We start from the raw sequence: 25,737 nt of genomic DNA on the forward strand, positions 1-25,737 counted from the left end.
GTGACCGGACGGCCCGGATCAGGGTTTTAACCCCTGTCCGCCCGGTCCGGCAGGTGCCACTCTGGAAGCCGGGTCCAAGCCGGGACGGGGAGGGACTGCCATGACCGTTGACCAGGACGTGCTTCCCGACGAGGAGCGGACGCAGCAGCAGGAGGTGCCCACGGCGGTCCTGTTCGGCTACGCGGCCGCCGCCGTCGGGGTGTTCGGCTGGTTCCTGTTCGGGCTGCTGGTGCAGCAGCAGGGCTTCGTGGACTCGGTCGGCGAGTCGGCCGGCGCGGCGTTCGCGTTGCTGCTGGCCGTGTCGGTGGTGGGCACGTTGCGCCGCAACGGGGAGTGACGCCTCACTCCTCCAGCACGGCTGCGGTGATCCGGTGCAGCGCGAACGTGTGCAGCATCTCCGTCCGGTCGTCCTCGGCGCGCAGGTAGCCGGCGCCGATAGACACCGGCCGGACCAGCCGGGACGCGGTCGCCCCGTGCGCGTCGACGTAGCCGACCCAGACCAGCGCCTTGTCCCGTACCGCCTGCTGAAGCACCGCCAGCGCGTCACCGTGACCGGGCACCGGGGCGGGACCGCCCGCCGCCGCGCCGCCCCGGACCACCGCCGGGGCCCGCCGCGCCGCCCGGGCCGCCGCGTCGCCCCGGCGGATCTGCTCCACCACGCCGAGCAGACGGGGCATCGGCAGCTTCGGCGTGGCGAGCGGGTCCACCGCGCGGCCGATCCCGGTACGGGCCGGCGCCCGCCGGGTCTTCGGCCGGGCCAGCACCGTCGCTCCGCTGGCGTCCTCGGGCACCGGGGCGTACCCGGCGTCGCGCAACGCGGTGAGCATCCGGTTGACCTGGTACGGCGTGACCAGCACGGTGGGTGCGAGCCGGCGGAACGCCAGCGGCTCCAGGCGTCGGTCGGCCTGCACCTCGGTGAGCAGCGCCTCGTCGTCGCTGCGCACGTATGCGCCGGCCGACCCGACGCGCAGCCCGCCGTGCTTGCGGGCCACGTCGTCGACCAGATAGGTCAGGCCCTGCGGCACCGGGGTACGGGACCGGCGGCGGAACAACGCGTGCAGGTCCTCCGCGGTGTAGCCGGCGTCCAGCGCCCGTCGGATGCTGCCCGTGGTGACCCGGTGCACGCTCGCCCCGCCCGCCGACTCGTGCTCGGCCACCACGTCCAGTTCGGCGGCGAGCGCCGGGTCGGGCGGGCCGGGCACCACCACTGTCAGGTCGGCCTGCACCAGCACGTGGTCGACCGGGGCGGGCAGCAGCCCGTCCAGCGCGCGGACGGTGGTCGACGGGTCGCCCGACTCGGCGTCGGAGCGCAGCCCGAGCGGGTCGTCGCCGCGTTCGTCGGCGTCGGTCAGCTCGGCGAGCAGCAGCCGCCCGTACGTGGTGAGCGCGCCGAGCCCGGTCACGCCCAGCGAGGCCGCCTCGGCCAGCACCTCCCGGTGCGCCGTCTCCCGCCCCCGGGCCCGCCGGGGCGCGCGCCAGTCCAGCAGTTCCAGCACTTCGTCCGGGGTGGGCGCGGTGCCGGCCGGCAGGTCGGCGAGCACGGCGAGCACCGCACGCCGGGCGGCGGGCGCGCCGGCTCGTTCCGCCTCGGCGGAGAGCACCGAGATGGGCCGGTCCCGGTCGTCGCGCTGCCCGATCAGGCCGGCCTGGCGGGGCATCGACATCCAGGCGCGGGCGAGCTGCTCCCAACGCTGGGCCAGCGACGCCGCGCGCCACACCTCGTACCCGCCGGTGGGCAGGATCTGCTGGTCGCCGCCGTAGCGGGTGGTGGCCGCGCCGGTCAGTTCCATCTCACCGGTCAGCCCGGCCGCGTACGCGACCTCGAACAGCAGCGCGGTGGTCGTCTCGTCCAGTCCGAGTCCACGGGCGAGCCGGCGCAGGTCGCGGACGCCGACGCCGCCGGAGCGCAGCACCGGGGCCGGCTCCACGATCAGCGCCTCCAGCAGCGCCTCGGTGTGCCGGACCACCTCCATGGTCTGCCCGGCCCCGGCCGAGTCGACGGACTTGACCTCGCGGGGCGGGCCGGACACCACGGGTGGGCTGGTGCGCAGCGGGCCGAGCGGGCCGGAGTCGCGGCGCAGCACCAGCCCCACCTCGCGGGGCAGCTCGACGGTGCCGTTGCGGCCGCCGGACATCCGCACCAGCAGCCGGTGCTCGACCAGCCAGCGGATCGGGGACCCGGTCGGCGCGCCGCCGTTCACCAGGTCCGGCGGGAGCACGTCCTCGGCGCCGGTCGCGGGGGCCTCCAACGCGCCCGGCGCGACGGTGCCGACCGGCGGTCCGGCGGCGAGCCGGTCCAGGACGGCGCGGGCCGAGGGCGGGGCGGACAGCAGCGTCCGCCGCAGCTTCGCCGGGTCCGCGCAGAGGGCCGCCACGCGCGGGTCCAGCTCCGCCGCCGGCCGGCCCAGCCCCGCCGGGTACGGGGACACCTCGTCGATGCCCCCGGCCACGCACAGGTCGTGCTCGGGGCCGTACAGCAGGAACCGGGCCCGGAGCCGGTCGACGGCGGCGCGGACCGCGGTGGGCGCGGGGGGTCGTGGCCCGGCGGTGGCCATGGCCAGGATCTGGTCGGTGGAGGTGGCGCCCTCGGGGCCGCGGGTGAGGCGGGCGGCGTCGAGGATCTGGAGGGTGAACTGGTCCAGCCCGTCGAGCGCCCGGGCCACGGAGACCCGGGACTGGGCGCGCAGGGCGAGGGCGGACACGTCGGCCGGCACCGGTACGACGAGGTCCGGCCGCAGCTGGAGCAGCGCGGCGAGGGACTCGTCGGGGAGGGCCCGCAGGTGGTCGGCGAGTGAGGTGGTCATCGTCGTACCACGCTAGCCCGCTGGGTAGGTTCTCGGCATGCCTCCGCTGATGGTCGGCTTCGACCTCGACATGACACTGGTCGACTCCCGCCCCGGGATCGCCGCCGCGTTCCGGGCGCTCACCGCGCGGACCGGCGTGCACGTGGACGGGGATCTGGCGGTGTCGCGGCTGGGCCCGCCGCTGCGCACCGAGCTGGCGCACTGGTTCCCGCCGGAGCGCATCGAGGAGGCGGTGACGCTCTACCGGGAGCTGTATCCGGCGTACGCGATCACTCCGACGGTGCCGATGCCGGGCGCGGAGGCCGCGCTGCGCGCGGTGCAGGCGCGCGGCGGCCGGACGATGGTGGTGACCGCGAAGATCGGCCGGCTGGCGAAGCTGCACCTGGACCACCTCGGGCTACCGGTGGACGAGCTGGCCGGGGACGTGTTCGCCGAGCAGAAGGCGGTCGCGTTGCGCGAGCACGGCGCGACGCTCTACGTGGGTGACCACGTGGCCGACATGGCCGCCGCGCGAGCTGCGGGAATCCCAGGCGTGGCAGTGGCGACCGGTCCCTGCTCGGTCGACGAACTGACCGAGGCCGGGGCGTACCTGGTGCTTGATGATCTCGTCGAATTCCCGAGGGCGCTGGACCGGATCATCGGGCTAGCCTTGGAGGGGTAGACGGTTCGAGTGGAGCGGGGTTCAACAGGTGCCGACGGGTCGAGTGAAGTGGTACGACGCCGCCAAGGGGTACGGGTTCGTCACCAGTGACGAGGGTGGCGACGTGTTCCTGCCGAAGGGCGCGCTACCGGCGGGTGTCGCCGACCTGAAGGGTGGCCAGCGGGTCGATTTCAGCGTCGTGGACAGCCGGCGGGGCGCCCAGGCGATGGGGGTCAAGCTGCTGGAGGCGCCGCCTTCGGTGGCGGAGCTGCGCCGCCGGCCGGCCGAGGAGCTGCACGGCCTGGTCGAAGACATGATCAAGGTGCTGGAGGCGAAGGTCCAGCCGGACCTGCGCCGGGGTCGCTTCCCGGATCGGAAGACCTCCCAGAAGATCGCTCAGCTGGTCCACGCGGTGGCGCGCGAGCTGGAGGTCTGAGGGACGAGCCCGGCGTCGGCGGCCCGGCCCAGCAGCGCCTCCACGGCGGCGAAGCCGGCCTCACCCAGGTCGGCGGTGAATTCGTTGACGTAGAGGCCGATGTGCCGGTCCACCACGTCGGGCTCCATCTCCTGCGCGTGCGCGAGGACGTACTCGCGGCTCGCAGCCGGGTCGGCCCACGCCTGGCGTACCGACTCGCGGATCCAGGCGGCGGCATCGGCCGGGTCGACAGCGCCCCGGCGGGCCAGGATCGCGCCCAGCGGGATCGGCAGCCCGGTGTCGCCCTCCCACCACTCGCCCAGGTCGACGAGCGCGGTCAGCCCGTGCCGCGGGTAGGTGAAGCGCGCCTCGTGGATCACCAGGCCGGCGTCGTACCGGCCGGCGGCCACGCCCGGCATGATCTCGTGGAACGGCACCACCTCGATGCGCGCCGGCGCCTGGTCGGCCGCCCAGAGCCGGAACAGCAGGTACGCGGTGGTCCGCTCGCCGGGCACCGCCACCGTCGCGCCGGACAGGTCGGTCCGGTCGCCGCGGGTCAGCACCAGCGGGCCGCAGCCCCGGCCGAGCGCGCCGCCGCAGGGCAGCAGGTGGTAGTCGTCCAGCAGCCAGGGCAGCGCCGCGTAGCTGACCTTCACCAGGTCGAACGCGCCCCGCTCGGCGGCCGTGTTGGTCACGTCGACGTCCGCGTAGGTCACCTCGACCGGCGGCGCGCCGGGCACCCGGCCGTGCACCAGGGCGTCGAAGACGAACGTGTCGTTGGGGCAGGGGGAGATCGCCAGGGAGAGCGCCACGTCCCCACCGTAACCCCGGGGGCCGGGCCGCCCGTCACAGCGTCCGGTGTGACATCCAGCCGTTCCGGTGCAGCCGTTCGATGCCGTCGAGCAGCAGGTCCAGCGCGAACTCGAACTCGAACTGGTCGTCGCAGCCCGGCCCGACGACCGAGTCGCCGTCGTGCGACGCCGCGGTGGCGATCGCCGCGAGGTTGGGGAACCGGGCGGCCATCTCCGGCGGCAGGTCGGCCGGTGGCTCGGGCACTGTAGCGCCGGACCGGCCGGCCTGCCGGGTGGCGTCGAACAGTTCCTGGCTGAAGCCCAGCAGCCGGCTGCCCATCGCGTGCATCACGTGGTGGGCGAGGTCGGTGGAGAACCCTCCGGCGCGGAGCGCCCCGACCGTCGAGTCCAGGTACGCCAGCACGGCCGGCGTCGCCGTGCTGCGGGACTCGATCGCCAGCGGCGCCCAGGGGTGGCGCAGCAGCACCTGTCGCGCCGAGAGGATGCGCCGCCGGATCGCCTGCTTCCAGTCGCCGGGCTCCGGCGGATCGATCTCCGCGACCACGACGTCGATCATGCCGTCGACCAGTTCGTCTTTGTTCGCCACGTGCTTGTAGAGCGCCATCGGCACGACGCCCAGGTCTTGGGCGAGGTTGCGCATGCTGAGCGACTCGATGCCGGTCCCGTCGGCGAGCGCGACGGCGGCACGCAGGATCCGGTCCCTGCTCAGCGGTGCCCGGCGCACCTTCTCCGCCTGCTTCGGCATGTGGTTCCTCGCCTTCCCGGGGGCGGTTGTCACAGTATCCGCCTTGACTGGTGTACGGCGTACACCTAGCCTGGTCCCATCGAGGTGTACGCCGTACACCTGGGAGGGAGCGGGACCATGAGAGCGATCGTCCAGGACCGGTACGGCCCACCTGAGACACTCACGCTGGCCGACGTCGACACGCCCGTACCCGCCGTTGACGAGGTGCTGATCCGGGTCGAGGCGGCCGCGCTCAACGCGTACGACTGGCACGTCATGCGTGGCGATCCCCGGCTATCGCGGCTGGCGCTCGGCCTCACGCGGCCCCGGGCGCGCATCCGTGGCCGCGACGTGGCCGGGCGGGTCGAGGCCGTCGGCGCCGGGGTACGGCAGATACGTCCCGGCGACGCCGTCTTCGCCGACCTCGGCGAGGCCGACGGCGCGTTCGCCGAGTACGTGTGCGTACCCGAACGCCTGGTCGCGCCCCAGCCGGCGAACCTGTCCCCGGAGCAGGCCGCCGCCCTGCCGCTCGCGGGCGTCACCGCGCTCCAGGGGCTGCGCGACGCCGGGCAGGTCCGGCCCGGCCACCGGGTCCTGATCAACGGGGCATCCGGCGGCGTCGGCACGCTCGCCGTCCAGCTGGCCAAGGCGCTCGGCGCGACGGTGACGGGCGTGTGCCGCACCCGCAACGTCGACCTGGTCCGTTCGCTCGGCGCCGACCACGTGGTCGACTACACCCGCGACGACTTCACCCGCGCCGGGCGCCGGTACGACGTGGTGTTCGACCTGGTCGGCAACCGTTCGCTGCGCGCGCTGCGGCGCGCGTTGACGCCGACCGGGACGCTCGTGCTCTCCGGCGGCGGCGTCTACCGCGGCGGCAGCCTCATCGGACCGGTCGGGCTGCTCGCCCGCGGACGGCTGACGGCGCCCTTCGTCCGGCAGCGCATCGTCGCGCTCGCCACCTCACCCGGCCGGGCGCACCTGGACGCGCTCCGCGAGCACGCCGAGGCCGGCCGGCTCACCGTGGCCATCGACCGTACCTATTCGCTCCACGAGGTGCCCGACGCCATCCGCTACCTCGAAACCGAGCACGCGCGGGCGAAGGTCGTCGTCACCATCTGAGGCCGTCGTCCCCAGCCCGGCGAGTTGTCCACAGGGTTGTCCACAGGTGGACAAGATCAGTGGAGGGCGGCTGCGGCGCTGGTCAGCGCGGCGAACGCCTCGCGCATCCGCCACGCGCTCCGGTCGCGCGGACCGATCGGGTTGGAGACCGTACGCAGCTCGGCGAAGGGCACACCGGCCTGGGCGGCGGCGACCGCCACGCCGTACCCCTCCATGGCCTCGGCCACCGCGTCCGGGTGCCGTTGCGCGAGCGCCGCCGTGCTCGCGGCGGTGCCGGTCACCGTGCTCACGGTGAGTACCGTGCCGACAGCCGCCCCCGGCAGGGCGGCCCGCAGCCCGGCCAGCAGGCCCGGATCGGCGGGCACGATCCGGCCGCCGCCCAGCAGCTCGGGGGGCATCCCCAGGTCCTCGACCGGGATGAACCCGCCGGGCGACTCGGCGCCCAGGTCGGCGGCGACACTGCGGTCGGCGAGCACCGTGCCGCCCACCGCGACCCGGCCGACGAAGCCACCGGCGATGCCGGCGCTGACCACCGCCCGGTACGGCCGCCCGGCCGCCTCGGCCAGCGCCAGCAGCCGTGCCGTGGCGGCAGCGGCGACAGCCGGGCCGACACCGACCGGCAGCACCGTCACGTCCGGCGGTGCCGTCCCGTCCGGCGCGGCGGATGCGGTCAGGCCGGCGCGGATCGCCTCGGCCTCGGCGGGTACCGCCGTGACCACGAGCAGCCCGGTCACGCCACCGGCCCCCGGGGGTCGCGCCGCTCGGTGTCCTCGACGCCGCCGGAACCGCCCACCGATGAGGAGGGCCGGTAGATGTGGAAGCCGGGCGGCGCGAGCCCGTCGTCGTCGGGCGGGCCGGCACGCTGAGGCGCCGGTGACGTGGGCGCCGGGTCGTCGAACGAGGTGGTGGCCGGTTCCGCGGCTCGGGTGGCCTGCTCCGCCGCCAGTTCCTCGTCGCCGAGCGGCCGGCCGACCAGGTGCTCACCCCGCAGCTTGCCGGCGACCAGCACGCCGCGTACGGCCACCAGCGCGGCCACCACGGCGGCGACGGTCACCCCGATCAGCCCGGTGAACGGCACCAGCCCGAGCCCGCCCCCGGCTACGAACGCGAGCATCAGCGCGGTCTCCGAGTGCGCGAACGAACTGGCCCGCAGCCGCTCCGGGATGCGTTCCTGGATCGAGGCGTCCACCGTCAGCTTGGCGATCCCGCTCATCATCGCCGCCACCAGGCAGAGCAGCGCCACCATGGGCAGGGAGAACTTCAGCGCGGCGAGCACCGCCACGCCGGCCACCACTATCGTGCCGCTGGACTGGAGCGCGGTCGGCCGGTGGATGCGCAGCCGGGTGCCGATCGCGGTGGCCAGGAACGTGCCGACGGCCAGCGCGCCGCCGACCAGGCCCAGCGCGCCCTGGGCGCCGAGGTCACGGCCGAAGAAGTCGGTGGTCAGGTCGCCGGCCTTGATGGCGAAGGCCAGGAAGAGCAGCAGGAAGCCGTAGAGCCCGCGCAGCGCCGCCGCGCCGATGAGCGTGGCGATCACCAGGCGGCCGGCCGGGCGGCCCCGGCCCAGCGGGCGCTCGCCGTCACGGCGGCGCATCGCGCGCAGCGGGTGCGGCATCCGCTCCGGCGGCTCGGAGTCGGCCTTCGGCGGCAGCCGCAGGGAGATCACCATGCCGACCAGGAAGATCACCGACGCGACCCGCAGCGGCCACTGCGGCCCGAACCAGAACGCGGCCAGCCCGATCGGCGCGACGAGCGCGCCCGCCACCGTGCCGTAGACGCTCGCCCGCGCCCCGACCTGGGACAGTCCCAGGCCCTCGGGCAGCAGCCGGGGGACCGCTGCCGAGCGGGCCACGCCGTACGCCCGGGAGAGCGCGAGCACGCCGAACGCCGCCGGGTAGAGCCCGAAGCCGCCGATGTAGTCGGAGATCAGCCAGGCCAGGAACGCGCGGCCGAGCATGGTGGTGGCCAGCGCGTACCGCCGGCCGTGGCGGAAGTGGTCGAGCAGCGGGCCGACCACCGGGGCGAGCATGGCGAACGGGACCATGGTCACCAGCAGGTAGAGGGCGACCTTGTTGCGTGCCTCGCCCAGCGGCACGTCGAAGAAGATCGTCCCGGCCAGGCCGATGGCGATGAGCGTGTCGCCGGCGCAGGAGAGGGCGTGCAGGTCGAACAGCCGGACCATGCCCACCTCGTTGCCGGCGCTGCGGGCCCGGGCGGTGCCGGCGCGGCGGGTCATCCAGCGCCCGCCGTGCAGAGACCCGCGCAACAGCAGCCGGGTGGCGCGGATGCCGGTGCCGACGGTCCGCCCCAGAAAGGAGCGGCCGGAGCGGGAGGACAGCGCCATGCGTCCCATCCTCGCCCATTCGATCCACGCGCGCCGCATCACCCGCGGAGAACGACTCCGGGGAGTGCCTGTCACCCGTGGACCGGCATGGGGAACAATGGTCCGGTGACCAGGCCCGCCTCCGCCCGCGCTCCCCGGCTCGACCAGGTCTGCGCCGCCGCCGTCGAGGTGGCCCGCGACGCCATCACCGAGGTGGAGCCGACAGACATCGGCGACCATCTCCAGGCCGTCGCCGAGGGCGACCGGGTCGTCACCCACTACTTCGAATGCCGGATGGCCGGTTACCGCGGCTGGCGCTGGGCCGTCACGGTGACCCGGGTGCCGCGCAGCCGGCACGTCACCATCTGCGAGACGGTGCTGCTGCCCGGCCCGGACGCGCTGCTCGCCCCGGGCTGGTTGCCCTGGCAGGAGCGGCTCAAGCCGGGCGACCTGGGCCCGGGCGACCTGCTGCCCACCCCGGCCGACGACGAGCGGCTCGCGCCCGGCTACCTGCTCTCCGACGACCCGGCGGTCGAGGAGACCGCCTGGGAGCTGGGGCTGGGCCGGGCCCGGGTGCTGTCCCGGGAGGGGCGCGCCGAGACCGCCCAGCGCTGGTACGACGGTGACCACGGCCCGGACGCCGCGATCTCGACGGCCGCGCCGGCCGCCGCCCGCTGCGGCACCTGCGGTTTCTACCTGCCGCTGGCCGGGGCGCTGCGACTGGCCTTCGGCGCGTGCGGCAACTTCTACGCGCCCGACGACGGCCGGGTGGTCAGCGCCGACCACGGGTGCGGCGCGCACTCGGAGACGCTTGTGGAGACGCCCGAGACGCCGGTCGAGGAGCTGCCCACCGTCTACGACGACAGCGCGGTCGAGGCCATGACGGTCAGCCGGGCCCCCGGGTCGGTCGAGGCGTCCGAGCCGGCGGAGCCGTACGGCCACCCCTGACCGGTCAGCGCGGCCGCTGCGCGGCGGCCGCGCGTCGGCGACGCCGGTTGGCGTCGTGCCGCATCATCACCGCCAGGCCGGGAAAGCCCCACAGAAAACCGGCCAGGCAGGTCCAGAGCCAGTTCTGACGCCCGGACTCGGTGAGCCAGTCCCGGAAGAAGATCAGTAGCACCAGACCGGCCACCGCCCAGGCGATCAGCCCGGCGACGGCGAACGGCACCATCGGCGGGTCGAGCGGCTCCGGCCGCGGCTGTTGCTCCTGTGACACCGGCCCAGCCTACGTGATCGTTCTTCCCTGCCCGCCAGGTGATCTGGGACGATGCGCGCGACAAAACCCGGCCGATGACCAGATGAGGAACCATGTCCATTGCTCCACCGCCCGATCACGGCACTCCGCCCGATCCCGCGCATCCACGTAACGGCTTCGACCGCTTCTTCCTGATCTCGGCACGCGGGTCCACGCTGAGCCGGGAGCTTCGGGGCGGTTTCGCCACGTTCTTCACGATGGCGTACATCGTGGTGTTGAACCCGCTGATCCTCGGCAGCGGGAAGGACGGCGACGGCCGTTCGCTGGCCATTCCGGCGCTCGCCGCGGCGACCGCGCTGGTCGCCGGCCTGATGACCATCCTGATGGGCGTGGTGGCCCGGTTCCCGATCGCGCTCGCGGCCGGCCTGGGTGTGAACGCGCTCGTCGCGTACGAGATCGCGCCCCAGATGACCTGGGCGGACGCGATGGGCCTGGTGGTCATCGAGGGTGTGCTGATCGGCATCCTGGTGCTCACCGGACTGCGTACCGCGGTGTTCCGGTCGGTGCCGACGCAGCTCAAGACCGCGATCGGCGTCGGCATCGGTCTGTTCCTGACCATCATCGGCCTGGTCGACGCCGGCTTCGTCCGGCGCGTGCCGGACGCCGCGAACTCCACTGTGCCGGTCGGCCTGGGCATCAACGGCAAGATCGTCAGCTGGCCGATGCTCGTCTTCGTGGTCGGCCTGCTGATCACGCTGGTCCTGGTGGTACGCCGGGTCCGCGGCGCGATCCTGATCGGCATCCTCGCCTCCACCGTGCTGGCCATCGTGGTCGAGGCGATCGCCAACGTCGGCCCGTCCTTCGTCGACGGCAAGCCGAACCCGAAGGGCTGGGCGCTGAACGTGCCCGAGCTGCCGAAGCAGATCGTGGACGTGCCCGACCTGTCGCTGCTGGGCCAGTTCAACGTGCTGAACTCGTGGAGCCGGGTCGGCTGGCTGGTGCCGCTGATGTTCATCTTCACGCTGCTGATCACGGACTTCTTCGACACCATGGGCACGATGGTCGCGATCGGCCAGGAAGGGGACATGCTCGACGAGACGGGCACCCCGCCGAAGGCCAAGGAGATCCTGCTCGTCGACTCGATCGCCGCCGCGGCCGGTGGCGCCGCCTCGGTGTCCAGCAACACGTCGTACATCGAGAGCGCCGCAGGTGTCGCGGAGGGCGCCCGGACCGGCGTGGCCAACCTGGTCACCGGCAGCCTGTTCCTGCTGGCCATGTTCCTCGCGCCGCTGTCGTTGATCGTGCCGTTCGAGGCCGCGTCGACGGCCCTGGTGGTGGTCGGCTTCCTGATGATGACGGCGGTCCGCACGATCGACTGGACCGACTACGAGATCGCCATCCCGGCGTTCCTCACCATCGCGCTGATGCCGTTCACCTATTCGATCTCCAACGGCATCGGGGCCGGCGTGATCAGCTTCGTGCTGCTGAAGGTGGCGAAGGGCAAGGCCCGGGAGGTCCACCCGCTCCTGTACGGGGTCGCCGCGCTGTTCATCGTGTACTTCCTGCGCGGGCCGGTCGAGTCCGTGTTGCTCTGACGCTGGTGAGCCTGGTCATAACGCGTGTCGTTAGCCAGGCTCATTAGTTAAGCTAACTACCGTGACGGAGCGGACGGTGACGGCGAAACGCGTGCCACCGGCGCAGCTGGCCCCTCAGCTGCGAGATGCGATCACCCGGCTCAACCGGCGGGTCCGACAGGCCCGGCCGGTCGGCGACCTCACAGTCACCCAGCTGTCGGCGCTCACCAGCCTCAACCTGGCGGGCGCCCTCACACCACGGGAACTCGCTGATGTCGAACGGGTGCAGCCGCCCACGATGACGAAGATCGTCGCGAAGCTGGAGGAGCGGGGCCTCGTGCAACGCACCCCCCACCCGACCGACGGACGGCAGGTCATCCTGGCGGCTACCGAAGGGGGACGGGCCGTACTCGACCAGTTCGAGCGGGCCCGCAACGAGTGGCTGGCCACCCGGCTGGCCGAGCTCACCGAGGACGAACGCGAAACGCTACGGCGCGCCGCGGACATCCTCCAGGGCATCGCTCGCGCCTGACACCGCCGCCCGCGGTTCGCTTCGTCAGCTGTGGATGAAGCGTACCGACGCAAGGAGGCGCACCTAGAGTGCAGGCCAAATTGAGCACGATGTTCCAGTCCCTACGGGTCCGTAACTACCGACTCTTCGCCACCGGGCAGCTGATCAAACTGATCGGCGTCTGGATGATGTTCATCGCCCAGGACTGGCTCGTGCTCGAGCTCAGCGACAACTCGGCGACCGCGCTCGGCGTGGTCACCGCGTTGCAGTTCACGCCCGTACTCCTGCTCACGCTGCTCTCCGGACGGCTCGCCGACCGCTACGACAAGCGGATGCTGCTCTTCGTCGCCAACGCGTTCTGGACCGTGCTCGCGCTGGCCATGAGCGTCCTGGTCCTGACCGGCCTGGTGCAGCTCTGGCACGTCTTCACGTTCGCCGCCCTGCTCGGCGTCTCCAACGCGGTCGAGACACCGGTCCGTCAGGCGTTCGTCTCCGAGCTGGTCGGCATGCCGCTGCTGCCGAACGCGCTCTCGCTCAACGCGGCAGTGTTCAACTCCGCCCGGATCGTCGGCCCCGCCGTCGCCGGCCTGGCCATCGCCGCCGTCGACGTCGGCCCGGTCTTCCTGGTCACCGCGCTCAGCTCGATCGCCCCGCTGGTCAACGTGGTCCGGATGCGTACCGAGGAACTGCACCGCAAGGACCTGCCGCCGGTCGGCGAGCGGGACCAGGCCCGGGTGGTCGACGGCCTCCGGTACGTGGCACGCCGCCCCGACATCCTGCTGCCGATGGTCCTCATGTCGGTGATCGGGATGAGCCTGTTCAACTTCCAGCTCACCCTCGCCGCGCTCGCGAAGACCGTGTTCAACACCGGCGCCGCCTCGTTCGGCCTGTTCAGCACCGCGCTCGCGGCCGGTGCGCTGGTCGGGGCGTTGGCCGGCACCGGACGGCGCAGCCGGCCCTCGGTCTGGCTCGTGCTCGGTGCCGCGATCGGCTGCGCGGTCTTCGGCACGCTCGTCGGGCTCGCCCCGGCGTACTGGCTGGTCGTGGCGCTGCTGCTGCCCGCCGGGTTCTTCATGATCTACTTCGCCCAGGCCGCCAACCAGCGTGTCCAGCTCGGTGTCGACGCCTCCTTCCGGGGACGGGTGATGGCGCTGTGGGTGCTGGTGTTCCTGGGCACCAACCCGGTCGGCGCGCCCCTGATCGGCTGGGTCGCCGAGCACTACGGCGCGGGCGCGAGCATCTGGGCCGGCGGCCTGATCTCGCTGACCGCCGCGCTGCTGGCGCTCACCTGGCAGCTGCGCCGCTCCGGCGCCCGGCTGCGGATGCGGGTGCTCCCGATGCCCCGCTTCTACGTCGTGTCGCCCGGAGCCAAGTAGCCCCGATAGCCGGTCGTACCGGCCCGATTACCCAAACGGGTGGCGGGCCGGTGCGGCAGGGCTTAGCGTCGATGTGTGGAAGTGGGGCAGGGACTGCTGCTGGCGCTGGCGATCCTCGCCGTCTGCTGCCTGCCCGCCCTGTTCGCGCTGCTGTTCTGCACTGACGAGATCATCGACCGGGTCGCGTGCGGGTGGGCCGAGTGGCGGGAGCAGCGCCGGGAACGCCGTACCATCGCGCGGCTCGACCGGGCCATCGAGGCCGAGGCGCTGACCCGCGACATCGACCTCACCGAGTTCGACCGGGACGGCCGACGGCCGCTGGACCAGCTCGCCACCGACCTGCGCCGCCTCGGCGGCCACCGGCTCGCCGCCAACGACCGCAGCGTGGTGTGGCACGGCGCGGTCATCGAGGCGTACGACGAACGGCTGCGCGCCGCCTGCCGGGCGCTCGGCATCGACGAGCACCTGGCCGAACTGGACGGCGTCGACCGGGAGATCGAACGGGTACGCGTCGAAGGGCTGCTGCACGCCGCCGGGCTGACGTTGCCGGCCGCCCGCGCCGCGCACCACCAGCGGCACCGCTGACCTGGTGCGTCTCTTCGCGGCGATCTACCCACCTGCTGTGGCGGTCGAGGACCTGACCGCCCGGATCAAGGGCCTGCGGGTCGCGTCCGCCCGCCACGCCCGGCTGGCCGACCCGGCGAACCTGCACCTCACGCTGGCCTTCCTCGGCGAGGTGCCGGACGTCCGGCTCCCCGACGTGAAGCACGCGCTCGCCTCGGCCGCCCGGACGGCACGCTCGCCACTGCTGCGCCTCGCGGGCGGAGGCTGCTTCGGTCAGGGCCGGTCCACTGTGCTCTGGGTCGACGTACGCGGCGACGTCGAGGCGCTCGACGCGCTCGCCCGCTCGATTCGCGGCGGGCTGCGCGAGGCCGGGCTGCCCTGCGACGACAAGCCGTTCCGGGCGCACCTGACCATCGCCCGCCCCGGCGACCGGGTGCCCGAGGCCGACCTCCACGCCGACCGGGACACCCTCAACGGGTACGCCGGCCCACAGTGGTCGGCCGGTGAGGTGATGCTGACCCGCAGCCACCCGGGCCGTACGCCCCGCCACACGCGCATCGCCGCGTGGGCGCTCGCGCCGGCGCGTTGATGCGGGCGGCGCGTTAATTCGGCGGCGTGTTAAGAAGGGGCCCCTTCTCTACCTGAGGCGTTAAGAAGGGGCCCTTCCTTTCACCTACCAGGCCCAGGCCTCGGGGCCGGGGCCGCCGTTGCCTACGGGCGGGAACAGCTCGTCCAGGCGGGTCAGCGTGGGCTCGTCCAGGTGGACGTCGAGCGCGCCGAGGTTGCGGTCGAGCTGGTCCATGGTGCGCGGGCCGACGATCGGGGCGGTCACGCCCGGACGGGACAGCAGCCACGCCAGCGCCACATCCGCCGGGTCGTGGCCCAGGTCGGCGCAGAGCTTCTCGTACGCCTCGATCGTGCTGCGGTGCTCGGCCAGCGCGTCGGCCGAGCGGCCCGTGGTGCCGCGCGCCGCGCTGCCCTCGGCCATCTTGCGGATGATGCCGGAGAGCAGCCCGCCGTGCAGCGGCGACCACGGGATGATGCCCAGCCCGTAGTGCTGCGCGGCCGGCACGACCTCCAGCTCGACGTACCGGGTCAGCAGGTTGTAGATGCACTGCTCGGAGACGAGGCCGAGGAAGTTGCGCTTGCCGGCTGCGGCCTGCGCCTGCGCGATGTGCCAGCCGGCGAAGTTGGACGAGCCGACGTAGAGCACCTTGCCCTGCGCGACGAGCGTCTCCATCGCCTGCCAGATCTCCTCCCACGGCGTGGTCCGGGAGATGTGGTGCATCTGGTAGAGGTCGATCGTGTCGGTCTGGAGGCGGCGCAGCGAGTCCTCGCAGGCCCGGATGATGTGCCGGGCGCTCAGGCCCTGCTCGTTGGGCCACTCGCCCATCTTGCCGTACACCTTGGTGGCGAGGACGACCTTGTCGCGGCGCCCGCCGCCCTGCGCGAACCAGCGGCCGACGATGTGCTCGGTGACGCCCTCACCGAGCTTCCAGCCGTAGACGTTCGCGGTGTCGAAGAAGTTGATCCCGTGTTCGAGCGCCCGGTCCATGATGGCGAAGCTGTCCGGCTCGTCGGTCTGCGGACCGAAGTTCATCGTGCCGAGGCAGAGTCGGCTCACGGACAGGCCGGTGCGTCCCAGGTTCGTGTACTCCATGACTCCACCCTGGCACGCCGGCACCTGGAGTGCCCTCTCAACGAGCCAGGGTGGAGCTTGCGGATCAGGAGGATTCGCGGGCCGCCGGGCCGGTGCCGAAGAGCACGTCGTCCCAGCTCGGCAGCCGCTTGCGCGGCTTGCCGCCGGCCTCGGTGGACTCGCCGCCCGCGCCGCCGGTCGCCGCCGCGGCACCGGTGCGCCGCGGCCGCAGCACTGCCAGCGAGGGTACGGCCGGGATCTCCTTCGGCGCGTCCGAGTCGTCGTCGAAGGCCGAGCCCTGCCCACCCCCGAGCAGCGCGGCGGCACCACCGGCGACGGCCCGCTGGCGGGGCGCCTCCTGCGCGGCCGGGGAGCGGGTGTCGAGGCCGCGCCCGGACGTGCCGCCGAGCGGCCGGTCCAGCGAGGCGAGCAGCGCGTCCCGGCCGGCGCGGATCGGGTCACGCCCCGGACGGGCGTGCTCGGAGGCGGCCGGCAGGCCGTGCCCGCCCCGGCTCGGCTCGCCACGCGACGGACCGGGCAGCGCGTGACCGCCCCGCTCCGGCGCCGGCTCCTGGCCGAGGATCGGCGTGGGCCGCTCGGCGCAGAGGTATTGCGCCATGTCGTCGTGCGGGGCGACGTTCTGCCGGGTCTTGTCCAGGTCCCACACCGCCTGCGCGGTGGCCTTGCCGGACGGCCAGGTCGCGATGATCCGCCAGGTGCCGTCGTCGCGGCGGTAGGCGTCCCACGAGATCTTCTCGGTGTCGATGCCGTGCTGGGCCAGCCGGCCGTTGACGACCTCGGCCAGCGGGGTCGGCTTCTCCGCGCCCTTCAGCCGGGTGCGGCGGGCGTGCTGGGCGAGCATGGCCCGCTCCTGGAGCACCGGGCCGGCGTAGCGCAGCACCCGGTCGACCGGCACGCCGGCGATGCGGGCGACGTCCTCGGCGGACTCACCGGAGCGGATGCGGGCCTGGATGTCCCGTGGGGACAGCGACGGCGTCGGGTCGGTGGCGCTCGGCACCACAGCGAGTGGCGGGGCGCCCGGCTCGGCGTGCAGCGCCGACGCGATCCGCTCGTCGATGGGCAGCGCCAGCAGGCGCCCCACCTCGTCGGCGAGCACCAGGGCCTGGCCGTCCTCGGAGAGGGCGACGAAGCGTACTGGGCGCATGGGCTTGCCTCCGTCCCGCTTCGCTGGCCGTCACGCCACGGGAGCCGGCCACCCGGGCGTCTCGCACCACCGTACGCTCATCTACCCGCCGATGGGGACTGCGACACCCCGGCATGTCGTGACTGAGCTGCGGTAATGATCACGGTGGGTGGCCGCCGGAGCCCTGACGGCCACGCACCGTGACGGCGTGATCAGAGTCGCTCGACCACGTAGTCGATGGACGCGGTGAGCGCCTCGACGTCGGCCGGCTCGACGGCCGGGAACAGCGCCACCCGCAGCTGGTTGCGGCCCAGCTTGCGGTACGGCTCGGTGTCGACGATGCCGTTGGCGCGCAGCACCTTGGCGATCGCCGTGGCGTCCACCCCGTCGGCGAAGTCGACGGTGGCGACCACGTTGGACCGCAGCGCCGGGTCCGCCACGAACGGGGTGGCGAACGACGAGCGCTCGGCCCAGCCGTACACGATGCCGGCGCTCTCGGCGGTGCGCTTGGCCGCCCAGGCCAGCCCGCCCTGGGAGTTCATCCAGTCGGTCTGCTCGGCGGCCAGGAAGATGGTCGCCAGCGCCGGGGTGTTGTACGTCTGCTCCAGCCGCGAGTTGTCGATCGCGGTGACCAGGTCGAGGAAGGCCGGGATGTAGCGGCCCGACTCCTTGATCTCGGTGGCCCGGGCCAGCGCGGCCGGCGACATCAGGGCCAGCCAGAGGCCACCGTCGGAGCCGAAGCACTTCTGCGGCGCGAAGTAGTAGACGTCGGTCTGGGCGACGTCCACGTCCAGGCCGCCCGCGCCGGAGGTGGCGTCGACCAGCAGCAGCGAGCCCTCGTCGGCGCCCGCCACCCGGCTGATCGGCACCGCGACACCGGTGGAGGTCTCGTTGTGCGGGGTGGCGTAGACGTCCACGCCGGCCTCGGCGACCAGCGTCGGGGCGCTGCCCGCGTCGGACTTGCGCACCGTCGGCTCACCGAGGAACGGTGCGTCCTTGACCGACTTGGCGAACTTGGCGCCGAACTCGCCGAAGCTGGCGAACTGGGCCCGGTCCCGGATCAGGCCGAACGTGGCGACCTCCCAGAACGCGGTGGTGCCGCCGTTGCCGAGCACCACCTCGTACCCCTCGGGGAGGGAGTAGAACTCGGCCAGGCCGCGGCGCAGCCGGGCGACCTGGTCGCGGACCGTCTTCTGCCGGTGCGACGTGCCCAGGTAGCTGGTGGCGACGTCGGCGAGGGCGGAGACCGCGGCCGGACGGACCTTGGACGGGCCGCAGCCGAATCGTCCGTCGGCGGGCCTGATCTCGTCGGGAATCCGGATGGTCGGTGCGTCAGCCACGGTCTTGAAGATCCTTCCGCATGGGCGAGAGGTGAGCTGGCAGGCGCGGACGATGTGCTGCCGCGTGGCGGCGGGCGGCGTCCGAGCCCGTTCCGGCGACACTGCCACGGCAATCCTCGCACCTGCTCCGGGCCGTCCGGCGGCCAGTCCCACGCCGGTCGGTGAGGCGTCCGCCACACGGGCCGCGAGCCGGTCCCGGAAATGCCGGAGCCCCGCTCCACCCGCGGGTGGAGCGGGGCCCCGGGCGAGACGTCAGACGCCGTGCGGGATGGCGTCCCAGCCCTCGACCTCCTGCGGCTTGCGCGAGCCGTGGCCGACGTACGTCGCCGACGGGCGCACCAGCCGCTGGAGCTTCTTCTGCTCCAGGATGTGCGCCGACCAGCCGCCCATCCGCGCGCAGGTGAACATCGAGGTGAACATGTGCGCCGGCACCTCGGCGAAGTCCAGCACCACCGCCGACCAGAACTCGACGTTGGTGGCGAGGACGCGGTCCGGGCGGCGGGCCTGCAGCTCGGCCAGCGCGGCCTTCTCCAGCGCCTCGGCGACCTCGAAGCGCGGCGCGCCCAGCTCCTTGGCGGTACGCCGCAGCACGCGGGCGCGGGGGTCCTCGGCCCGGTAGACCCGGTGGCCGAAGCCCATCAGCCGCTCGCCCCGGTCGAGCACGCCCTTGACGTACCCGTCGGCGTCGCCGCTGCGCTCGACCGCCTCCAGCATGCTGAGCACCCGGGACGGGGCGCCGCCGTGCAGCGGGCCGGAGAGCGCGCCGATGCCGGAGGAGATGCAGGCCGCGGCGTCCGCGCCGGTGGAGGCGACGATCCGGGCGGTGAAGGTGGAGGCGTTCAGGCCGTGCTCGGCGGCCGAGATGAAGTACGCGTCGACGGCCTTGACGTGCCGCGGGTCGGGCTCACCCCGCCAGCGCTTCATGAACCGCTCGACGATGGTCTCCGCCTTGTCGATCTCCTTCTGCGGCACGGCCGGCAGGCCCAGGCCGCGCGCCGACTGGGCGACGAAGGACAGCGCGGTGACCGACACCCGGGCCAGGTCCTCGCGGGCCTGCTCGTCGGAGATGTCGAGAAGCTGGCTGAGCCCCCAGTACGGCGCCAGCATGGCGACCGCGGACTGCACGTCGACGCGGATGTCACCGGAGTGCACCGGCACCGGGAACGGCTCGGCCGGCGGCAGGCCCGGGCCGAACCGGCCGTCCACCAGCAGCGCCCAGACGTTGCCGAACGAGACCTGGCCGATCAGGTCCTCGATGTCCACGCCCCGGTAGCGCAGTGAACCCCCCGCGCGGTCGGGTTCGGCGATCTCGGTCTCGAAGGCTACGACGCCCTCCAGGCCCGGTTTGAAATCGGACATGTCGTCTCCTGGCTTCGGCTCGGCGCGCCCGGGCGGGCTGATCGAGCCCCGCAGCTCAGGCGACCCTTCAGGGATGTGGTTCGGAACATCTTGCCCGGTGGGTAACCGGCTGCGCGACCCACAGCCACTGTGCGCCACACGACATCCCCGCCGCTGGCCGTCGGTGAGAGAGGGAGAAGACTGGGTACCGGGGCCTGGCCAGCGTCGGGGGACGCCGGCACGCCCGGGAGAGGGACGAGCACAGTGACAGGCGACACACCCGCACCGGCCGGTATGCGTAACGAGTACGCCGCCGACCTGGGCCTGACCGAGGCGGACCTGGCGCCGGACTGGCACACCCAGTTCGCCCGCTGGTTCGCCGACGCGGTGGCACATCCGCTGCCCGAGCCGAACGCGATGGTGCTCGGCACCGCCGACGCCCGGGGCCGGCCCAGCGGGCGCACCGTGCTGCTCAAGGGGTACGACCCGGAGGGCTTCGTCTTCTACACCAACCACGGCTCGCGCAAGGGTGCCGAGGTGACCGGGAACCCGTGGGCCAGCCTGGTGTTCCCCTGGTTCCCGATGCAGCGGCAGGTGACGGTGACCGGCCGGGTCGAGCCGGTGGACCGGGCCGAGACCGAGGCGTACTTCGCCAGCCGGCCGCGCGGCTCGCAGCTCGGGGCGTGGGCCAGCGCCCAGTCGACGGTGGTGCCGGACCGCGCCGCGCTCGACGAGGCGTACCGGGCGGCGGCGGAACGGTTCGCCGACGTGGACCCGATCCCCGCGCCGCCGCACTGGGGCGGGTTCCGGGTCCGGCCCGAGACGGTCGAGTTCTGGCAGGGCCGGGCCAGCCGGCTGCACGACCGGCTGCGCTTCCGGCGTACCGGGAACGGGGTCTTCGTCGTCGAGCGGCTCGCGCCGTGACCGACGTCACGCAGGCCCGGCGGCGGGGTGCGCGCCGCTGGGCGATCGACCTGCGCCCGCTGCGCGTGCCCGCGTACCGGCGGGTCTGGACCGGCAACGCGATCGCGATGTTCGGCTTCCAGTTCACCGCCGTGGCGGTGCCGGTGGAGATGTTCGACCTGACCGGCGGCTCGCTCTGGGTCGGCCTGCTGGGCATCGCCGGTTTCGTGCCGCTGCTGCTGTTCGGGTTGTGGGGCGGCGCGATCGCCGACGCCCGGGACCGCCGCCGGGTGCTGCTCGTCGGCGGTTGCGTGCTCTGGGCGTCGACGCTGGGGCTGCTGGTGCAGTCGCTGGCCGGCGTGCGCAGCCCGCTGCTGCTCCTGCTGCTCGTCGGCCTCCAGTCGACGGCTTTCGCGATCACCTCACCGGCCCGCAGCGCGATCCTGCCCCGGCTCGTGCCGGCCGAGCTGGTCCCGGCCGCGACCACGCTGAACTTCACCACGTTCACCGCCGCCGCCGTCTTCGGCCCGCTCGCCGCCGGCCTGATCTTCGCCGGGTGGGAGGTGGGGACGGCGCTGCCCATCGCGTACGCGGCGGACGCGCTGCTGTACACGGCGGCGCTCTGGGCCACGCTGCGGCTGCCCGCGATGCCGCCCGCGCCGGACCCGGACGGCGGCGTCCGCAAGGCCGGGCTGGCCAGCATCGTCGACGGTTTCCGCTACCTGGCCACCACGCGGGTGCTGCTGCTGTCCTTCGCCATCGACCTGATCGCGATGATCCTGGCCATGCCGCGGGCGCTCTTCCCCGAGCTGGCGCAGGAACGCTTCGGCGGCGCCTCGGCGGTGGGCTGGCTCTACAGCTCGATCGCCATCGGCGCGATGCTGGGCGGCCTGACCTCCGGGTGGATCGGCCGGGTACGCCGACAGGGCCTCGCGCTCACCGTGGCGGTGGTCGGCTGGGGCGTCGCGATCGCGCTCGCCGGGCTGGCCGGGCAGTTGTGGGTGGCGGTGGTGCTGCTGGGCGTCGCCGGCGCCGCCGACCTGGTCAGCGCCACGCTGCGCCAGTCGATGCTGCTGGTCTACGCGCCGGACCGGATGCGGGGCCGCCTCCAGGGCGTGAACACCGTCGTGGTGGCCGGTGGCCCGCGTCTGGGCGATCTGCGGGCCGGCGCGACGGCCGCCGGGTTCGGCACCGGCGTCGCCATGGTCGGTGGTGGCCTGGCCGCCGCCGTACTCGCGGTGTTGCTGGTGGTGGCGTTCCCGGCGCTGCTGCGCTATCGCTCGACCACCCCCGCCGAGGAGCGCCACTGACGGTAGGGTCGCCGACATGGGGATCGACGTGCAGCCACCGTCCGGTACACAGTGGACCATTTCCGCCGACGGCCACGAGGCCGTCGTGGTCGAGGTGGGCGGCGGGCTGCGGGCCTACCGGCACGACGGCGTGGACTACCTCGACGGGTACGCCGAGGACGAGGTCTGCCCCGGCTCGGCCGGTCAGGTGCTCGCGCCCTGGCCGAACCGGATCCGGGACGGCGTCTACTCGTTCGGGGAGCGGTCGTTCCAGCTCGACCTCACCGAGCCGGAGCGGCACAACGCGCTGCACGGCCTGGTGAACTGGGCGCGGTGGCAGCTGATCGAGCAGTCGGCCCAGAGCGTGACGATCGGCTACGACCTGCCGCCCAGCCCCGGCTACCCGTGGGCGCTGCGGCTGCGGGCCCGGTGGAGCGTCGGCCCGGACGGGCTGCGGGCCGAGCACGAGGCGACGAACCTGTCCGGCGAGCCGGCGCCGTTCGGCTTCTCCGTGCACCCCTACCTGCAACTGCCGAAGGCCGGCGTGGACGGGATTCGGCTGCACCTGCCGGCCCGGCGGCGGGTGCTGGTGGACGGCCGCCTGCTTCCGGTCGGTGCGACCGAGGTGACCGGCTCCGAGTTCGACTTCACCAGCCCGCGCCCGATCGGCGACCTGGTCCTCGACACCGCCTTCGGTGACGTCGAGCGGGACGCCGACGGCGGCTCGGCGGTGACGCTCGGCTCGCCGGACGGCTCGTCCGTGCTGCGGATCTGGGCGGACCGCGAGTTCGGCTGGTGGCAGGTGTTCACCGGCGACACGCTCGGCGGGGAACGGCACCGCCGGTCGGTGGCGGTCGAGCCGATGACCTGCCCGCCTGATGCGTTCCGCTCCGGCAGGGACGTCATCACGCTGGAGCCGGGGCAGACCTGGCGGGGCGCCTGGGGCGTCCGGCCGGAGGTATGAGCGTGGAGTTCGCCGAGGTAGTCCGCCGCCGCCGGATGGTGCGCAACTACGACCCCGACCGCCCGGTGCCGCCGGAGGTGGTGGACCGCCTGCTGGACCATGCGGTCCGCGCGCCGTCGGCCGGGTTCGCCCAGGGCTGGGGCTTCCTGGTGCTGGAGGAACCCGAGGACCGGGAACGGTTCTGGGCGGCGACCACGCCCGGTGGCGGCGGCCGGGAACGCTGGCTGGCCGGGATGCGCCGGGCGCCGCTGATCGTGGTGCCGCACGCCAACCGTGACGCCTACCTGGACCGCTACGCCGAGCCGGACAAGGGCTGGGCGGACCGCGCCGAGGACCGCTGGCCGGTGCCCTACTGGTACGTGGACACCGGCTTCGCGGCGCTGCTGATGCTGCTCACCGCCGTGGACGAAGGGCTGGGCGCCTGCTTCTTCGGCATTCCGCCGCAGCGGATCGAGGCGTACCGGGAGGCGTTCGGGGTACCGCCGGAACTCAGCCCCGTCGGAGCCATCACAGTGGGTTATCGGGCCGTCGACCATCGGTCACCGTCGCTGCGTAGAGGGCGGCGTCCGGTGCAGGATGTGGTGCGGCGGGGACGGTGGACCTGAGCGGTTAGGCTGACATCCACATCGTCAGCCGGGCCTGGGGGAGGAGAGCACGCCGTGATCTTCAGGGCGGTCCGGGACGGGCGTCCCTACCCGGAGCACAACCTCACGCTGAAGCAGTGGGCCGAGATCCCGCCGCGCCCGCTGCGGCTGGACCAGCTCATCACCACCAAGCGCGAACTGGCGCTGGACAAGCTGCTCGCGGAGGACTCCACCTTCTACGGCGACCTCTTCCCGCACGTGGTCCAGTGGAACGGCGGCCTCTACCTGGAGGACGGCCTGCACCGGGCGCTGCGCGCGGCGCTGCAGCAGCGCAACCAGATCCACGCGCGCGTGCTGGTCCTCGGCGACCAGGGCGAGTGACGCCCGGCTGAGCCTTGGTTAAGGTGACGCCATGACTCCTCTGGACCTGCTCGACATCGATGCGTCGCTCAGCGAGGAGGAGCGGCAGATCCGCGCCGTCGTGCGCCAGCTCGTGACCGACCGGGTACGCCCGCACGTCGCCGGCTGGTACGAGGACGGCCAGGTGCCGGCCCGTGAGCTGGCCCGCGAGTTCGGCAAGCTCGGCCTGCTCGGCATGCACCTGACCGGGTACGGCTGCGCCGGCGCGTCCGCCGTCGCGTACGGGCTGGCCTGCCTGGAACTGGAGGCCGGCGACTCCGGCGTCCGCTCGCTGGTGTCGGTGCAGGGATCGCTGGCCATGTACGCCATCTGGCGCTTCGGCAGCGAGGAGCAGAAGCAGCGCTGGCTGCCCGCCATGGCGGCCGGCGAGGCGATCGGCTGTTTCGGGCTCACCGAGCCCGACCACGGCTCCGACCCCGGCTCGATGGCCACCCGGGCCCGCCGCGACGGCGACGACTGGATCCTCAACGGCAGCAAACTGTGGATCACCAACGCGCCGATCGCCGACGTGGGCGTGATCTGGGCGCGCACCGACGAAGGCGTGCGCGGCTTCGCCGTACCCATGGACACGCCGGGGGTGACGGCGCGCGAGATCCGGCACAAGATGTCGCTGCGCGCGTCACTGACCGGCGAGATCGCGCTCGACGACGTCCGGCTGCCGGCCGACGCGCGACTGCCCGAGGCGATCGGGCTGAAGGCGCCGCTGGGGTGCCTGACCGAGGCCCGGCACGGCATCGTCTGGGGCGCGCTCGGCGCGGCCCGCGACTGCCTGGAAACCGCATTGGAGTACGCGACCACGCGCACCCAGTTCGGCCGCCCGCTCGCCGGTTTCCAGCTCACCCAGGCCAAGCTTGCCGACATGGCGGTGGAGTGGAACAAGGGGATGCTGCTCGCGCTGCACCTGGGCCGTCTCGCCGACGCCGGCTCGCTGCGGCCCCATCAGGTGAGCGTGGGCAAGCTGAACAACGTCCGGGAGGCGCTCGCCATCGCGCGGCAGTGCCGCACGATCCTCGGCGCGAACGGCGTCTCCGGCGAGTACCCGGTGATGCGGCACGCCAACAACCTGGAGAGCGTGCTCACCTACGAGGGCACCTCCGAGATCCACCAGCTCGTCATCGGCCAGCGGCTGACGGGCCTGTCCGCGTTCGCCTGACCTGCGGTTTCACCCGATCGGGACGCTCGGCGAGCGACTGTCGCACGGTGGCCGTACCGTCTTTGTCAGTCGATGTGTCGGACGAGGACGGTGAGGGCGATGGCCCGCGACGGTGACATCAACGAGCCCACCCGGGAGTTCCCGGACTACCCCACCAGCGAGTCCCTTCGCGACCGGGCGGAAGGCTCGCCCGACCCGGGCCGCGATCCCGATCGCGAGCCCGGTCCGGGCGCCCCGGCGTCGGGCGGCGGCGCGGCTCGTGGCCTGCTCTGGGTGCTCGGCGCGGCGGCGCTGGCGGTGGTGGTGCTGCTCGGCGTGCAGGCCACCGGTCTGCTGCCCGACTTCCGCAACCCGTTCGCCAAGGAGCAGACCGACCGCAGCCAGCCGCCGCTGCTCAAGTCGATCCGCGACCTGAGCCGCTACGTCGCCGCCGAGGGCAACTTCCAGGTCGTGGTGGACGTGCAGAACGACCGGCGCAACGTGCCCGACTTCCTGCTCAACGAGCGCACGCTGTTCGTCGGGGCGGGCCGCGTCGAGGCGTACGTCGACTTCGCGAAGATCGCCGACGGCGCGGTGACGGTCTCCGAAGACGGCAAGTCCGCCGAGATCAAGCTGCCCGCGCCGCAGCTCGGCGAGACCGACCTGGACATGGACAAGAGCTACGTGTTCGCCCAGCAGCGGGGACTGATCAACCGGCTCAACGACCTGGTGGCCGGCGACCCCAACCGGCAGCAGCAGATCTACAAGCTCGCCGAGGACCGGATCACCGCGGCGGCCCGCGACAGTGGGCTCGCCGCCCGCGCCGAGGAGAACACCCGCAAGATGCTGGAAGGGCTGCTGCGCTCGCTCGGCTACGAGAAGGTGACTGTCACCTACACCGCGCCCTGATCTTCGTGCGCTGAC

General features: G+C 73.3%; 27 protein-coding genes. 17 read left to right on the forward strand and 10 right to left on the reverse strand.

The window, feature by feature from the left end:
* Window positions 1-100 precede the first annotated feature (100 nt).
* Window positions 101-337, forward strand: a complete 237-nt coding sequence (locus tag PVK74_RS23565; RefSeq protein ID WP_030503577.1) for a hypothetical protein — start codon at window positions 101-103, stop codon at window positions 335-337.
* Window positions 338-341: 4 nt separating this feature from the next.
* Here the strand turns inward: PVK74_RS23565 and PVK74_RS23570 are convergent, their stop codons facing one another.
* Window positions 342-2,804, reverse strand: a complete 2,463-nt coding sequence (locus PVK74_RS23570; RefSeq protein WP_187693184.1) for a helicase-associated domain-containing protein — start codon at window positions 2,802-2,804, stop codon at window positions 342-344.
* Window positions 2,805-2,841: 37 nt separating this feature from the next.
* Here PVK74_RS23570 and PVK74_RS23575 point away from each other — a divergent pair, with 37 nt between their 5' ends.
* Together PVK74_RS23575 and PVK74_RS23580 are read left to right on the forward strand one after the other, a co-directional pair.
* Window positions 2,842-3,465, forward strand: coding sequence for an HAD family hydrolase (locus tag PVK74_RS23575; protein ID WP_274477229.1), 624 nt, complete (start codon window positions 2,842-2,844; stop codon window positions 3,463-3,465).
* A 28-nt stretch (window positions 3,466-3,493) separates the two neighbouring features.
* Window positions 3,494-3,880: a cold-shock protein gene (locus PVK74_RS23580; RefSeq protein WP_030503574.1), complete on the forward strand. Its 387-nt coding sequence runs from the start codon at window positions 3,494-3,496 to the stop codon at window positions 3,878-3,880.
* Here PVK74_RS23580 and PVK74_RS23585 read toward each other — a convergent pair.
* Together PVK74_RS23585 and PVK74_RS23590 are read right to left on the reverse strand one after the other, a co-directional pair.
* Complete coding sequence (locus PVK74_RS23585) at window positions 3,841-4,671, reverse strand: 1,4-dihydroxy-6-naphtoate synthase (RefSeq protein ID WP_274477230.1); 831 nt, start codon at window positions 4,669-4,671, stop codon at window positions 3,841-3,843. The genes PVK74_RS23580 and PVK74_RS23585 overlap by 40 nt on opposite strands.
* A gap of 34 nt (window positions 4,672-4,705) precedes the next feature.
* On the reverse strand, window positions 4,706-5,416 hold the full coding sequence (locus PVK74_RS23590) for a TetR/AcrR family transcriptional regulator (protein ID WP_274477232.1): 711 nt from the start codon (window positions 5,414-5,416) through the stop codon (window positions 4,706-4,708).
* Between the two features lie 117 nt (window positions 5,417-5,533).
* Between PVK74_RS23590 and PVK74_RS23595 the strand changes: the two genes are divergently transcribed.
* Window positions 5,534-6,517 (forward strand): NAD(P)-dependent alcohol dehydrogenase, encoded by a 984-nt coding sequence (locus PVK74_RS23595; protein ID WP_104115468.1) that lies wholly within the window; start codon window positions 5,534-5,536, stop codon window positions 6,515-6,517.
* A gap of 56 nt (window positions 6,518-6,573) precedes the next feature.
* On the opposite strand, the gene PVK74_RS23600 is transcribed toward PVK74_RS23595, so the two are convergent.
* Window positions 6,574-7,251 carry a futalosine hydrolase gene (locus PVK74_RS23600; RefSeq protein WP_069088093.1) on the reverse strand — a complete coding sequence of 226 codons (678 nt, stop codon included), beginning with the start codon at window positions 7,249-7,251 and terminating at the stop codon, window positions 6,574-6,576.
* Complete coding sequence (locus tag PVK74_RS23605; RefSeq protein WP_187693189.1) at window positions 7,248-8,861, reverse strand: MFS transporter; 1,614 nt, start codon at window positions 8,859-8,861, stop codon at window positions 7,248-7,250. The genes PVK74_RS23600 and PVK74_RS23605 overlap by 4 nt, the downstream gene beginning before the upstream one ends.
* A gap of 87 nt (window positions 8,862-8,948) precedes the next feature.
* Here PVK74_RS23605 and PVK74_RS23610 point away from each other — a divergent pair, with 87 nt between their 5' ends.
* Window positions 8,949-9,788, forward strand: coding sequence for a DUF3027 domain-containing protein (locus PVK74_RS23610; RefSeq protein ID WP_043327164.1), 840 nt, complete (start codon window positions 8,949-8,951; stop codon window positions 9,786-9,788).
* A gap of 4 nt (window positions 9,789-9,792) precedes the next feature.
* On the opposite strand, the gene PVK74_RS23615 is transcribed toward PVK74_RS23610, so the two are convergent.
* The gene (locus tag PVK74_RS23615) at window positions 9,793-10,056 is read right to left on the reverse strand and encodes a DUF2530 domain-containing protein (protein ID WP_030503567.1); all 264 of its coding nucleotides are present in this window, start codon (window positions 10,054-10,056) and stop codon (window positions 9,793-9,795) included.
* A gap of 92 nt (window positions 10,057-10,148) precedes the next feature.
* On the opposite strand from PVK74_RS23615, the gene PVK74_RS23620 reads away from it, so the two are divergent.
* The 5 genes from PVK74_RS23620 to thpR all read left to right on the forward strand — a co-directional run bounded on the left by PVK74_RS23620 (window position 10,149) and on the right by thpR (window position 14,649).
* The gene (locus PVK74_RS23620; protein ID WP_043327162.1) at window positions 10,149-11,630 is read left to right on the forward strand and encodes an NCS2 family permease; all 1,482 of its coding nucleotides are present in this window, start codon (window positions 10,149-10,151) and stop codon (window positions 11,628-11,630) included.
* Window positions 11,631-11,691: 61 nt separating this feature from the next.
* Window positions 11,692-12,141 (forward strand): MarR family winged helix-turn-helix transcriptional regulator, encoded by a 450-nt coding sequence (locus PVK74_RS23625; protein ID WP_030503565.1) that lies wholly within the window; start codon window positions 11,692-11,694, stop codon window positions 12,139-12,141.
* A gap of 68 nt (window positions 12,142-12,209) precedes the next feature.
* Window positions 12,210-13,496, forward strand: a complete 1,287-nt coding sequence (locus PVK74_RS23630; RefSeq protein ID WP_064448807.1) for an MFS transporter — start codon at window positions 12,210-12,212, stop codon at window positions 13,494-13,496.
* Window positions 13,497-13,571: 75 nt separating this feature from the next.
* Window positions 13,572-14,081 carry a hypothetical protein gene (locus PVK74_RS23635; RefSeq protein WP_274477233.1) on the forward strand — a complete coding sequence of 170 codons (510 nt, stop codon included), beginning with the start codon at window positions 13,572-13,574 and terminating at the stop codon, window positions 14,079-14,081.
* A gap of 4 nt (window positions 14,082-14,085) precedes the next feature.
* The gene (thpR, locus tag PVK74_RS23640; protein ID WP_274477234.1) at window positions 14,086-14,649 is read left to right on the forward strand and encodes an RNA 2',3'-cyclic phosphodiesterase; all 564 of its coding nucleotides are present in this window, start codon (window positions 14,086-14,088) and stop codon (window positions 14,647-14,649) included.
* An 84-nt stretch (window positions 14,650-14,733) separates the two neighbouring features.
* On the opposite strand, the gene PVK74_RS23645 is transcribed toward thpR, so the two are convergent.
* From PVK74_RS23645 to PVK74_RS23660, 4 genes are all read right to left on the reverse strand, one after another.
* A complete protein-coding gene (locus tag PVK74_RS23645) occupies window positions 14,734-15,720 on the reverse strand; it encodes an aldo/keto reductase (protein ID WP_043327155.1) in 987 nt (328 codons plus the stop codon).
* Between the two features lie 64 nt (window positions 15,721-15,784).
* Entirely contained in the window at window positions 15,785-16,864 is a 1,080-nt protein-coding gene (sepH, locus tag PVK74_RS23650; RefSeq protein ID WP_043327153.1) for a septation protein SepH, read from the reverse strand.
* 191 nt (window positions 16,865-17,055) lie between these two features.
* Window positions 17,056-18,183, reverse strand: a complete 1,128-nt coding sequence (gene serC, locus PVK74_RS23655; protein WP_043327151.1) for a phosphoserine transaminase — start codon at window positions 18,181-18,183, stop codon at window positions 17,056-17,058.
* 252 nt (window positions 18,184-18,435) lie between these two features.
* Window positions 18,436-19,542, reverse strand: a complete 1,107-nt coding sequence (locus PVK74_RS23660; RefSeq protein WP_043327149.1) for a citrate synthase 2 — start codon at window positions 19,540-19,542, stop codon at window positions 18,436-18,438.
* Between the two features lie 273 nt (window positions 19,543-19,815).
* On the opposite strand from PVK74_RS23660, the gene pdxH reads away from it, so the two are divergent.
* The 7 genes from pdxH (at window position 19,816) to PVK74_RS23695 (ending at window position 25,722) form a co-directional block, all read left to right on the forward strand.
* Window positions 19,816-20,445 (forward strand): pyridoxamine 5'-phosphate oxidase, encoded by a 630-nt coding sequence (pdxH, locus tag PVK74_RS23665; RefSeq protein ID WP_051611271.1) that lies wholly within the window; start codon window positions 19,816-19,818, stop codon window positions 20,443-20,445.
* Entirely contained in the window at window positions 20,442-21,734 is a 1,293-nt protein-coding gene (locus tag PVK74_RS23670) for an MFS transporter (RefSeq protein ID WP_069089567.1), read from the forward strand. The genes pdxH and PVK74_RS23670 overlap by 4 nt, the downstream gene beginning before the upstream one ends.
* Before the next feature lie 16 nt (window positions 21,735-21,750).
* On the forward strand, window positions 21,751-22,677 hold the full coding sequence (locus PVK74_RS23675) for an aldose 1-epimerase family protein (RefSeq protein ID WP_274477235.1): 927 nt from the start codon (window positions 21,751-21,753) through the stop codon (window positions 22,675-22,677).
* Between the two features lie 2 nt (window positions 22,678-22,679).
* Window positions 22,680-23,282 (forward strand): nitroreductase family protein, encoded by a 603-nt coding sequence (locus PVK74_RS23680; protein WP_043327142.1) that lies wholly within the window; start codon window positions 22,680-22,682, stop codon window positions 23,280-23,282.
* A 54-nt stretch (window positions 23,283-23,336) separates the two neighbouring features.
* The gene (locus tag PVK74_RS23685; RefSeq protein WP_013283726.1) at window positions 23,337-23,642 is read left to right on the forward strand and encodes a type II toxin-antitoxin system VapB family antitoxin; all 306 of its coding nucleotides are present in this window, start codon (window positions 23,337-23,339) and stop codon (window positions 23,640-23,642) included.
* Window positions 23,643-23,673: 31 nt separating this feature from the next.
* Window positions 23,674-24,834: an acyl-CoA dehydrogenase family protein gene (locus PVK74_RS23690; RefSeq protein ID WP_043327140.1), complete on the forward strand. Its 1,161-nt coding sequence runs from the start codon at window positions 23,674-23,676 to the stop codon at window positions 24,832-24,834.
* A gap of 99 nt (window positions 24,835-24,933) precedes the next feature.
* The gene (locus PVK74_RS23695; protein ID WP_043327138.1) at window positions 24,934-25,722 is read left to right on the forward strand and encodes a DUF4230 domain-containing protein; all 789 of its coding nucleotides are present in this window, start codon (window positions 24,934-24,936) and stop codon (window positions 25,720-25,722) included.
* The last annotated feature ends 15 nt before the right edge of the window (window positions 25,723-25,737 follow it).

Origin of the sequence: Micromonospora chalcea (genome assembly GCF_028768405.1) — a bacterium.
GTDB classification, from domain to species: Bacteria; Actinomycetota; Actinomycetes; order Mycobacteriales; family Micromonosporaceae; genus Micromonospora; species Micromonospora chalcea.